We start from the raw sequence: 11,315 nt of genomic DNA, 5'->3' as shown, positions 1-11,315 counted from the left end.
TGGTGCTAATCAATGAGTGACATCCCGGTCGAAGCAGCATATGCCTTTTGTCCTCGTTGTGGCATCGAAAACAATGACATTGGATCGATTCCGTTCCACTGTTCATCGTGCGAGGCGACATTGTTCTTCGGACCCGTCGCCGCCGTTGGCGGACTGATCGTCAACCAGCGGAATGAACTCTTGTTTGTCCGCCGGGCACGGAACCCGGGCCTTGGAAAATGGGGGCTGCCGGGCGGCTTTGTTGATCGCGATGAAAGCGTCGAAGAGGCGCTCGCTCGGGAAGTGCTCGAGGAAACCAGCCTCAAAGTGCGTCAGGCTCGTTATCTGATGTCGCGGCCTAATCGCTATGCCTACCGCGGCATGATCTCGCCCGTGGTGGACTTCTTTTTTGAGTGCCAGGTTCACTCCTTGGTAGACCTTTCTCTCGCTGCCGACGAACTGGACCACCACATTTGGGTCCGCCCCGGCGCCGAACATCTTGGCAATATGGCGTTCGAATCCAACCGGATCGCCGTCGAGCTCTGGATGCAGGAAAACCCCGAGTAAATCGATTCGTTCGATTTTTCGCTGTGCTCATTGTGTTTAATCGGAATCTTGTGTAGAACTGGCCTTGTTGCGATTGATTCTCAGTAGCAGGATCCTGTCGAAGTTGTGCCCTACACGGAGTTTCCCGAGATGCGTTCCCCCTCCCGTCATGCTTTTACCCTGGTCGAACTGCTGGTCGTGATCGCGATCATTGGGGTGCTGGTTGGGTTGTTGTTGCCGGCGGTGCAAGCTGCCCGCGAGGCGGCTCGGCGAATGAGCTGCCAAAACAACATGAAACAGATTGTGTTGGCGGTCCACAATTACGAGTCGGCTAACAAGAAACTGCCCGCGGCTTGGACGAAACCTGCGGTGTCGGGCGACGGCTGGTCAGCCCAAGCTCGTATTCTGCCATTCATCGAGGCAATGGCTTTGTCGTCAGCGGTCAATTTTGCGGATGGCTACGGTAACGCGACTCTGCATGTGGACGGCGCTGATATTCCTGTGTCAAGCTTTCGAGTTCCGACCTATCAGTGCCCAAGCGAAGTCAACGACACCCCGCGCATCGGAACCAGCGGCCCCGAGCACTATCCGCTCAGCTATGCCTATAACGGCGGTACTTGGTTTGTTTACGACGCCAATGACCAAACGGTTGGCGAAGGCATGTTCACGTCAGGACGACCGCGAGCGTTTCGTGACTGCTTGGATGGATTGAGCAACACACTTGCGTTTGCTGAAGTCAAAGCCTGGAACCCGTATTACCGGGATGCATCGGTCGCCGGTGACATGAGCATGCCACAGATCGAATCCGACATTTGCTTGTTGGCCGGATCCTTCAAGAATAATACGGGGCATACCGAATGGGTCGACGGCCGAGTTCATCAAGCCGGATTCACGACGACGTTCACTCCGAACAAGAAAATTTTGTGTACTGAGTCGGGCGTGGAATTCGACGTTGACTTCACCAACTTTCGCGAAGGCAAATCGTCCGGATCACCAATCCCACGAACCTACGCCGCGGTCACATCTCGCAGTTACCACATCGGCGGCGTGACGGTCGGGATGCTGGACGGGGCCGTCAAGACCTTCAGCGATTCAATTGACCGCGACCTCTGGCAAGATCTGTCCACTCGTGCCGGCCACGAAGTCGTCGCCGTTCCAGAGTGATCAGCAACGCGTGTGTGTAATTCAGGCTGCGAGCCTGAGTTGTGCCGCAAGCAGCCCGTCGTTCCGGTACATTCCGTCTTCTCGATCGCGTCCGCTGACCCTGGAAAGCTCAATCCCTAATTGAGTATTCACGGATTTCGATCTTTCGAATTTCTTGTCCGTTTTCATCGATGTATCGCGTCGCGCCAGTCAACAGACGTCCCGTATTGTGCAGCCAAAAAGATTCGGGGCTGTCGCGATCGCGAAAACCATCGAGCAACTTCCGCTTGCCGGTCGATTCGACCAACAGTGCGCGACGCCAGAACAGCGGGGTAATCGATTCGTCGAGTGGATTCGGAAGTGACCGCATGTCCCAACGGTCATGAGTGAACAAGCAAAGCACAATTGATGCACCAGTGCCAAAACCTGGAATCATCAAGACCGTACGACGATTGCGGATGTACGATTTCTGTGCCAACCTTTGCGGTAACGGGGGTGGTTGTTCGACACCGCTGAGCAGATCCTGGCGTAGCGCCACGTCCGGCGAAAGCAGCCAAGCCTCGGTCAAGGATTGCTGTGTTTCCATTGGTGAAATGACCGCCACACTACGCCCTTGATCCAGTAATGAAAAATCGGTCACATTCTTTGCAATCGTCTTTTGGCGATTTTTGTCGGTGATCGATAGTACCGAATAGTCGCAGGGCACGCCTACATAGCGGTTGCCATCGCTAATTCGCATTCCCACGTTGTCGCCGCGATGTTTGGCCATTTCCAAGTGACTTTCGGGTGGCAGCGTATCGGGTAGAGCATGCACGGCGCCGCCGGTCGTTAGTCCCATCAGACGTCGCCGGGACATGGCTTCATCATTCCGTTCAAACACGGGCTGGACTAACTGAGTATTTGTCCAATGAAAGGGAACGTACGGGTGAATCGCTTTGTCGGGCGGATTGGCGATCGCTTCGCTGCTTACCATCGAAATGGCCCGCAGTTGCCGTGGCTGAAATCGTTCCTCGATGAGCGCGCCAAAAACAGCAACCCGTTGGTCGGCCGAAAAGTAGTCCAGGTCCCATCCAATCGGGAAGCGGACGACTTTTCCAGTTTCCAACGAAATCCAAAAGTAGACGGGTCGGTTGCCGTCTCGCGGCCATGTCTGCTTATCGCCTCCGGCAACCATCAAGATCGCTGCGTTGCAATGAGGTACCCAAACGTGCGATTGAATCACGGGCGTCTGTTCGCCGGAAATCGCCAAGTCGGGAATCAAAAATTCAGCCGTCCGTTTGCCATCGATCGCAATTGCGAACGGGGAAGCTGCTTTCGAATTGCAGAACACCCATTGCCGCTGGCCCGCGTCGGCCGTGAACACAAATTCCGCCTGGCGAAGCAACTTTGATTGCAGCACTTCCATCGGTGGTCTCGACCCGCTCATGTCCAGTCGCCACAACCGATCCTCGCGTCGCAGAAGTAGCTCGTCAGAATTGGTCAATGGCATCACCGCATCCCACAAACCAAGGCCGCCAACCACATGCACTCGTGACTCATCTGGCCGGGAATCAGCGGCGCCCACCGTCCCCTGTCCCTTCACGGCAATGAGTCCAACGGTGACGATCGAGGTGATCGCAACCGATAGAAAAATTCGTTTCTGAAACATGGCACTGGTGATCACGCAGCAATTAGGCACTTTAAAACGCAAAGGCTTTGGCGGCTTCATGATACATTGGTTCTCGGCAATGTTGGCAATCGAAGCTTGACGCACCTCGTTGACGAACCGAAATTCAGCGCGATTGGACCGCTGTTATTGCATCCATACCTACCACTTCCAAGAGAGACAGCAATGCGAAGATGTTTTGCAGCGATGATGATGTTCGGGCTATTCGTGTCCTGCGGTCTGACTGCGTCAGCGGCGGACGAAGAGGGATTCGTTTCCCTGTTCAACGGCAAGGACATGGATGGTTGGGTCAAACGTGGCGGGGCCGCAGAGTACTCTGTCCAGGACGGTTCGATCGTTGGGAAGTGCGTTCCGAACACTCCGGGCAACACGTTTTTGTGTTCGGAACAGGAATTTGGAAATTTCGTCATCAAGCTGCAGTATAAATTTCTTGAAGATGGAAATTCGGGAATTCAATTCCGATCTGCGGCGCGACCTGAGGGTGATGGTGAGCGCGTCTTCGGCTACCAGTTCGAAATGACTCCTGGTGGCGACAAGACGGGCCGCATCTACGACGAAGGACGCCGTGGTCACAAACATGGCATGATTTGGTTGGACGCGCACACTCCGCAGGCTCGTCTTGATGCCGCTCAGGCAAGTAGTCGTGATGGTCAGTGGAACGATATCGAAATTCAGTGCATCGGACCGTCGATCAAGACTTGGCTGAACGGCAAACTAGTTGTCGATATGTTCGACAGCTTTTCAATGAAGGGATTTTTTGGACTGCAGATTCATGCGGGGAAATCTGGCAGCGTCGCTTGGAAGAATATCCGCGTGAAAGATCTGGGAGAGAGTAATTGGGAATCGTTCTTCGTCAAAGGCGACGACGGCGGATACCAGCTCGCGGACGCTAAGTTCGTGTTGCCCGAAGAGTGGTCCTTCACCGAGGACGGTGTGCTGCACGGCGTCCATTCCAAAAGCCAAGGCAAGGACGGGCTGGTCATCTCGACCAAGGATTACGACAACTTCATTGCTCGCGTCACGTATCGGATGCACGGCGGAAACAGCGCGTTGTATTTCCGAGCCGAAGAAACGAGTGCACCGTGGGTGCTGCGTGGATTTCAAAATGAAATAGCCAACAACGGCAAGGACTCTGCTCTTTGGCATACCGCGGGCATCGTGGACGGCGAGAAGATCCCCGGTCGAGGTTGGATCGTCAATAACGACGAGCTCATCGAAAAGGTTCGCAACAAGAACGATCAGTGGAACACCACCTGTACTGCGGCGTATGGCGACCGTTTGGTCCAGACGCTGAATGGATTTTGCACGTCGGATATCGTCGATGAAGAGTGCGAGAAGACGGGTAAGCTAGGGCTGCAGATGCACGGTGGCACCGACTGCGAAATGTTCTTTAAAGATTTTGAAGTCATGCCGATCACCGCTGACATGATGAAACTGATCGAACGGAATGGCGAGTGATGGTAACTGATGTGGCTCAAATGAAAATCAAGCTTGTGTTCAAGTTGGTGGTGCAGTGTTGCCTACCGGTCATGACGTTAATCATGACGAATATTACTTTCGCACAGAGCAGCGAACCGAAGCTGCCAATCACGATCGCGTTGATCGGTGATTCAACGGTGGCAGAATCCTCAGGATGGGGCGTGCCGTTTCGGCAGCGGTTTACCAACGATGTCAAAGTATTGAACTTCGCGAAAGGCGGCGCCAGTTCGAAAAACTGGTACGACGGAAACCGAATGCCAGCGGTTTTGGCATCCAAGCCAGACTATGTTTTGATTCAGTTTGGGCACAACGATCAACCTGGCAAAGGGCCCACGCGAGAAACCGATCCGGCGACGTCTTACCGCGAAAACTTAGGGCGATATGTCGCGGAGGTTCAGTCGATCGGAGCGATTCCGGTCATTGTCAGCTCGGTGACGCGACGTCGATTTGACGCAGACGACAAGATACGCACCACGTTGACCCCCTGGGCTGATGCCGCGAAGTCGGCGGCGTCGGAGCTGAATGTCCCATTCATTGACCTTCATCGGTTGAGCATTCAACTGCACAACAGCATTGGTCCCGAAGCGAGCATGAAGTTCAATTTCAAGGAAGGCGACTTGACTCATTTCAATCGAATGGGTGGTGCTGTCATCGCCGATCTTGTCATCAAAGAACTTCAATCAGCGGTGCCGAAACTGACTTCCTATGTCAAAGAAAAGCCTTCGCTGCAAACCGTCCCCTAACGTGATCCGATTTTATAACCTGACGCGTGAGTGCGGGACGGGGCAGTAAACTCGATTCTTTCGTGAACGCGTTGGGTTGGCAGGCTTGTTCAAACCCGAAAGTCGTTTCGTGACGGTTTCTTAAAATTCATTCCAAGCCAAATCGCAAAAGATCTTCTCTTCATGTATGCATCCAAAAAGCCTGCTCGTTTGAAGTGTCAATGGTTGATGGTCGCCACGATTGCGACCGCATTTTTTAGTGGGACGCTGTTGGCTCAAAAGGATCAATCGAAATCTACCCAGACGCGACCATTGATGGCATACGTGGGCACGTTCAGTTCACCACTGGGCGACGTTCCGGATACGCAAGTGGACCTGCCGCCGGGCAACGGTCGTGGGATTCACCTTTTCGAAGTCAATCGCGAGACCGGTGTGCTGCAAGCCACCGGGACGGTTGATATTGGCTCAAGTCCAGATTGTTTGGTGGTCAATGAAGCTCGTGATCGGCTCTACAGCAGTAACGAAACAGACCGGTTTGGCGTTGCGGAACAAGGATCAGTCAGTTCTTTCGCGATTGACCCAGTCAGCGGACAATTGACACTGCTCAACACGGTTGCGTCCGAAGGTGACGGTCCTACCTATGTCAGCATCCATCCATCGGGAAATTTTCTGTTCGTGGCCAACTACTTCAGTGGCTCGATTGCCGTGCTGCCGATTTTGTCCGATGGTCGGCTGGGGAAAGCCACGGATGCGCAACAGGATGAAGGAATCGTCGGTCCGACGAAGGCAACACATGCCCCGCCGGGCAGCTTCGCCATCAGCGGTCATGACGGTCCCCATGCACACATGATCCAAGCCGATCCGTCTGGGCGATTCGTGCTGCATGTGGATCTAGGGCTGGACAAAATTCATGTCTGGAAATTTGACGAGCTACGAGGAACGCTTTCTCCTAACGAACCGCCCAGTGTTTCGTTGCCGCCAGGAGACGGACCTCGGCATTTTGCTTTCCATCCCAACGGTCGCTGGCTGTATTCGATCCAAGAAGAGGGATCGACGATTGTGCTGTTTGACTATGATCCGGCAGTTGGTCAGCTAAGTCCTCGTCAAACCATTTCATCATTGCCGGCAAACTTTGCGGGAAGCAATTTTTGTTCCGAGATTTTGGTTTCCAAGGACGGCAAATTTGTCTACGGCGGAAACCGACTTCACGATAGCGTGGGTATCTTTGCCATCGGACCCGACGGCGAACTCAGCCAAGTTGGAAACGAATGGACGCGCGGCAACTATCCTCGCAGTTTTAATTTTGATCCTAGCGGTCTGTTTTTTTATGTCTGCAATCAGCGAGCTGACAACGTCACGGCGTTTCGCGTCGATCGTCCTACAGGAAAACTCGACTTCACAGGACACTACGCCCCCGTTGGCAATCCTTCGAACATCACCTTCGTCGACCTGGAAAAGGTCAAGGTCCCCGAGCAACGGTGACTAGTCGCGGCTATCGCGGACAGAACAATCGAATGTTTAGAACCTTCACCGGAAGAATTTGATTCGTGCATTCGTATCTCTCTTGTCTCCGTTGTCGCGTGCACGTTGCCGGGCTGTCGTTGGCCGTCGTCACGATACTGAGTCCTGGTACGTATCTCGCGCACGCGGTCGACAATGGGGTGCCGCACGACTGGGATCCGGCTTTGGCTGGTGATGCAGTTGGGATTCTTTCCGCAACGTCGGGGCCGATGCTCCTCCGTCAGGGAGTTCACTGAGGTCAAAGACATCGACTTCCTTTCAAGTCTTTCCGTGTTCAACGGAGGTCGATATGACCGAGACTTGAAACGCATGATGATTGTCGCTGACTATCTTTGTTTCGACGGCAAGAGCTGAATGGCATCGACAATCACGTGGCCATTGGTTTGGGCGTTGCCGATCTCCACGACAGCGTCGCCTATCGGAAAAGCAAATTTTCCGACCGTTGCAAAGGGGCCATGTTCGGGCCGCTGGCGTTGATTGACCTTTGCCGAAAAGGTTGTGCTTCCCGCGTAGATGGTGATGGGAACATTTGTCGCACGGTTTGCGTTGGGCGAGTAGGCGATGCGAACCTCGTACATTCCGGCTTGCTTGACCGTGACCGGAAATCGAAGGTTTTGGTGTCCCTTGTTGGTGTCGTTGTCGTGCCGATAGCCGACACCGACGAAGGGGCCGATCATCTGGCTTGTGTCGTCAAAGCCTGTTCGTTTGGCGGCTTCGTCATCGATGACGATCCCGTCAAGCGTTTTAGGATCGATTGATGCGGCAGTTTTCCGCTTGGGACCGGTCCACGCCAAAACCTGTCCGTCCGCCAATAATTTCTGCTTCAGCGCGTCGTAGTCGACCGCTTGAACTGGAACATCAGTCTTGATGGCTTGCATGGCTGCGGTCGCGCTTGACTGGCCAAGGACCATGAAGACAGGTTCCATTCGGATCGAACCAAACGCGATGTGTGACGCGCTCAAGCACACGGGGACGAGCAAGTTTTCGCAGTGTTCACGTTTGGGTGTTAAGCATCCGTATGAAATAGCATACGGTGAAAAGCCACCGACCTGCACATCACCTTCGTTCTTTACGTGTCCATTGGCGTCAACATGTCGCTGCACATTGTGGGAATCCATGGTGTAGGCAGCCAAGCCGATCGCGTCCTCGGCGACCTCGCTTCCTTGGCAGTGGTGTTGGGTCATCACGGTGGAGCCAATCATGCGTCGTGCTTCGCGAATGTAGAGTTGTTGTTGCCAGCCGTCTTCGCGTTCAAATTCGTCGCGGCAGGTTCCCCAGCGGGCGAATTGATTCCGAATAGCGGCGGGCACGCGCGGATGATTCGCAAGCGTCCACATCAGACCTTGCTGATATTCACGGTGACGCTGACGAATCGTTTCGCGATCGGCGTGGCTCGCTTCGGGGTAGTCATAGTTTTGTCCAACGAAGTCAGTCGAGAAAGCCGCACGATTGTTCGTGTCGGTTTTGCGATTGGGCATGCTAGAGTTGATCCACGGCATACCTTTTTCACCGGCTTCAAAATTGCGTAGCAGTAATTCGTAGACTAGCGGATCGTAGCTAGCGGGTTTCGCGAATGGGATGCGGTTTTGGGGGTGATCGGTCAGGCACATGCGATAGCCAAAACCTTGCACACGTCGGTCGCCACTTCCTTCTTTCCCCGGCCCGGTGGGATCGATGCCAGGAAGCAAACCACTCGACGCATCGCCAGGCACTTTGTACGGATCGACACCGGGTACGAATTGATGGTGTTTGGCATGGCGAGTCTGAACGCCATTGAGCGTCTCGGTATAGACATCGTTGCCCTCGCGTCCCACCGTGTACGAGACGCCAGCTCCCGCCAACAAGTCGCCTTCGTAAGTCGCGTCGATAAAGACACGTCCGCGATACGTTTGACCGGATTCGGTCTTGATCGCCACAATCCGTTGGCCATCGAGCACCACGCCTCGAACCCGACGGCTCGTATCCGAATCGCTGGTTCGATCAAGCCGTTGTTCAATCACTACCGGAATCTCATGCTCGCGCACAAAGTCTTGCATGATCGCAAGAGCTGCTGACGGCTCAAACGTCCACATCGTGTCTTCGTTCGAGCCGGTTCGCGACTGACCGCTATCGAGATAGGCATCTTGATCCTGCCATTTCCAGCTTTCCGGCTGCTGGTAGTGTTTTCGCACGCGCTGATAGAACTCGCGGGCGATGCCTCCGATGGCGGCCTTATTGCCGATGTCGGTTTGTCCGAGCCCGCCAGTCGTCAGGCCTCCGATCCTCCGGCTGGGTTCGATGACCACGACCGATCCGCCCATTCGTTTGACTTGGACGGCCGCCGCGATTCCGGCAGACGTGCCGCCATAGATCACAACATCATACAACTTGTCGTCGGCCGCTCTCGCATTCACGGGCGAAATCATGAGGCATAGCAATGCGAGAAACGCAATCGCTTGCGATACGCGAAAATAGTTCATGGGTGTAACGATCCCTTGGAGAAACAATGCGACGCGAAAATCAAAATGGATGTTGCCGACTCGACCAGTTCAGCAAAACATGGCCACTAAACCCACGATGGTTCCCAGCCTTTTCGATAAGGCTTGGTGATCCACTTTTGTGCTTCCGCATGGTTAGTGATCTTGAGGGACGGAGCATCCCAAATGAGTTCTTGATCAGGGAATCGAATGCCGATGGTTCCCAGCAAAACGGTTTCGGTCAGCGGCCCTGCGTAGTCGAAATGCGAAGTCGTTTTCCCGTTGCCCAGGCAGGCGTCTGCCCATTGCGTGTAGTGATCGACGCCTTCGATGACGGGCAATTCGTCGGTAGGAAACTTCTCTTCGGGAAAAAGCCTAGGCATCGCGACGTGCGGAATAACCAGTGAACCTTTTTCGCCAACGAGGACAGATCCGGCGCTGGGAAGGTCATAGCTGGCAGGAATGTCCCCCAACTTTTCGCGCGGCGGCAACACACCTGCTGCGTCGTACCAAGTGACCATCAGTGTCGAATCCAGCGTGTACTTGGTCCCTGGAAACTCGTAATGCACCGTCGAACGGTCGGTCCAAGAGTCCGGCAGCAGCGCTGGCGCTTGGACGGTCAGTTTGGTAGGTGAGGTGAGTTTTAGTGATTTGAAAACCGGATCCAAAATGTGGCATCCGAAATCGCCAAGCTGTCCTGTCCCGTAAGCTTGCCAGCCGCGCCAATTGAAGGCGTGATACATGTCAAGCTTGAACGGACGCTCCGGTGCAACGCCTTGCCACAAATCCCAGCGGACATGGGCAGGGACAGGATCGCTGCCTTGAGGTCGAATAATATTCCGCGGCCAAGACGGTTGACCTCCTTGCCACGAATGGACTTCTTTGACCTTTCCGATCTTACCGCCATGGACCCAATGCACCGCGGTACGGTAGGCCGAATGGGATTGGATCTGATTGCACATCTGTGTTGTTAGATCGAATTTCGCAGCGGCAGTTTGCATCTGCCGGGCTTCGTGGACCGTGTGCGTCAGCGGCTTTTGGCAAAACACATGCTTTCCCAAGTGCATCGCCGCCATCGAAATCGGAGCGTGCATGAAATCGGGCGTCGATACCAACACGCCATCGATGTCGTTTGATTCATCAAGCAGCTTTCGCCAGTCAGCGTATTTCCTAGCCGCGCCGTACCTCTGTGCTGCTTGGCCGAGATGTTTGACGGACGAATCGATGTCGCACAACGCGACAACGTCCACGGCCGGGCTAGCGGCCACACCGTTTAAGTCGCTCCAGCCTTTGCCTCCGGTTCCAATACTGGCGATTCGTAGTCGCCGGTTCGCTCCGTAAACTCGCGAATAGCTGAGTGCGTTCAGGCCAATCGCAGTGCCTGCCATCGCGGCTGACTTTAGAAACAGACGTCGGGTGGGAAAGGACGCCATGGGGATTCTCCGAGGTGAGCTGAATGGGGAGGGAATCGCATGAAAGGCGGGAGACTGCAAGGCATCAGAAACGCTGATTGCAGAACTTCTTCATTGCGGGGTGCTCATGTTATCTCGCCCAAGCACGCATCACAACAAAGTGATTCAATCACGATGGTGGTCGCTGAGTTTTACGCTGCGTCAAAATTCAATGGGGCCATGACGGACGTGATACAATCAACGCTACGATTTGGTCGAAAGCCGATGGGCGGCAGCAAAACGCGTGACGACTGCTGCCATTTTCCGGAGGTTGCTTGGAAGGACTGATCCGAGCATGACAGAGTTGGATCACAACGATCCCTTCGTGATGTCTGAAGCAGGGCCCCGATTG

8 protein-coding genes are annotated in these 11,315 nt (G+C 54.4%); 5 read left to right on the top strand and 3 right to left on the bottom strand.

Annotated elements, in window-relative coordinates:
- Positions 1-12: 12 nt before the first annotated feature.
- Positions 13-546 (top strand): NUDIX hydrolase, encoded by a 534-nt coding sequence (locus tag Poly59_RS07975; RefSeq protein ID WP_146533569.1) that lies wholly within the window; start codon positions 13-15, stop codon positions 544-546.
- Between the two features lie 129 nt (positions 547-675).
- Positions 676-1,689 (top strand): DUF1559 domain-containing protein, encoded by a 1,014-nt coding sequence (locus Poly59_RS07970; RefSeq protein ID WP_146533568.1) that lies wholly within the window; start codon positions 676-678, stop codon positions 1,687-1,689.
- Positions 1,690-1,798: 109 nt separating this feature from the next.
- On the opposite strand, the gene Poly59_RS07965 is transcribed toward Poly59_RS07970, so the two are convergent.
- The gene (locus Poly59_RS07965) at positions 1,799-3,316 is read right to left on the bottom strand and encodes a hypothetical protein (protein WP_146533567.1); all 1,518 of its coding nucleotides are present in this window, start codon (positions 3,314-3,316) and stop codon (positions 1,799-1,801) included.
- A gap of 183 nt (positions 3,317-3,499) precedes the next feature.
- Here Poly59_RS07965 and Poly59_RS07960 point away from each other — a divergent pair, with 183 nt between their 5' ends.
- The 3 genes from Poly59_RS07960 (at position 3,500) to Poly59_RS07950 (ending at position 7,017) form a co-directional block, all read left to right on the top strand.
- Positions 3,500-4,792 carry a 3-keto-disaccharide hydrolase gene (locus tag Poly59_RS07960; protein WP_146533566.1) on the top strand — a complete coding sequence of 431 codons (1,293 nt, stop codon included), beginning with the start codon at positions 3,500-3,502 and terminating at the stop codon, positions 4,790-4,792.
- Between the two features lie 20 nt (positions 4,793-4,812).
- Positions 4,813-5,556, top strand: a complete 744-nt coding sequence (locus tag Poly59_RS07955) for a rhamnogalacturonan acetylesterase (protein WP_246151482.1) — start codon at positions 4,813-4,815, stop codon at positions 5,554-5,556.
- 162 nt (positions 5,557-5,718) lie between these two features.
- Positions 5,719-7,017 carry a lactonase family protein gene (locus Poly59_RS07950; RefSeq protein ID WP_146533565.1) on the top strand — a complete coding sequence of 433 codons (1,299 nt, stop codon included), beginning with the start codon at positions 5,719-5,721 and terminating at the stop codon, positions 7,015-7,017.
- A 365-nt stretch (positions 7,018-7,382) separates the two neighbouring features.
- On the opposite strand, the gene Poly59_RS07945 is transcribed toward Poly59_RS07950, so the two are convergent.
- Together Poly59_RS07945 and Poly59_RS07940 are read right to left on the bottom strand one after the other, a co-directional pair.
- Complete coding sequence (locus Poly59_RS07945) at positions 7,383-9,515, bottom strand: FAD-dependent oxidoreductase (protein WP_146533564.1); 2,133 nt, start codon at positions 9,513-9,515, stop codon at positions 7,383-7,385.
- Between the two features lie 86 nt (positions 9,516-9,601).
- Positions 9,602-10,945, bottom strand: a complete 1,344-nt coding sequence (locus tag Poly59_RS07940; protein ID WP_146533563.1) for a Gfo/Idh/MocA family protein — start codon at positions 10,943-10,945, stop codon at positions 9,602-9,604.
- Positions 10,946-11,315: the final 370 nt, after the last annotated feature.

The sequence above is a fragment of the Rubripirellula reticaptiva genome, from assembly GCF_007860175.1.
GTDB classification, from domain to species: domain Bacteria; phylum Planctomycetota; class Planctomycetia; order Pirellulales; family Pirellulaceae; genus Rubripirellula; species Rubripirellula reticaptiva.
The sequence above is the reverse complement of the archived record's forward strand: the minus strand, read 5'-3'. Positions and strand labels throughout refer to the sequence as shown.

Coding starts and splice junctions, on each gene's coding strand:
- Poly59_RS07975 (WP_146533569.1), top strand. CDS start 13: ATGAGTGACATCCCGGTCGAAGCAGCATATGCCTTTTGTCCTCGTTGT.
- Poly59_RS07970 (WP_146533568.1), top strand. CDS start 676: ATGCGTTCCCCCTCCCGTCATGCTTTTACCCTGGTCGAACTGCTGGTC.
- Poly59_RS07965 (WP_146533567.1), bottom strand. CDS start 3,316: ATGTTTCAGAAACGAATTTTTCTATCGGTTGCGATCACCTCGATCGTC.
- Poly59_RS07960 (WP_146533566.1), top strand. CDS start 3,500: ATGCGAAGATGTTTTGCAGCGATGATGATGTTCGGGCTATTCGTGTCC.
- Poly59_RS07955 (WP_246151482.1), top strand. CDS start 4,813: ATGAAAATCAAGCTTGTGTTCAAGTTGGTGGTGCAGTGTTGCCTACCG.
- Poly59_RS07950 (WP_146533565.1), top strand. CDS start 5,719: ATGTATGCATCCAAAAAGCCTGCTCGTTTGAAGTGTCAATGGTTGATG.
- Poly59_RS07945 (WP_146533564.1), bottom strand. CDS start 9,515: ATGAACTATTTTCGCGTATCGCAAGCGATTGCGTTTCTCGCATTGCTA.
- Poly59_RS07940 (WP_146533563.1), bottom strand. CDS start 10,945: ATGGCGTCCTTTCCCACCCGACGTCTGTTTCTAAAGTCAGCCGCGATG.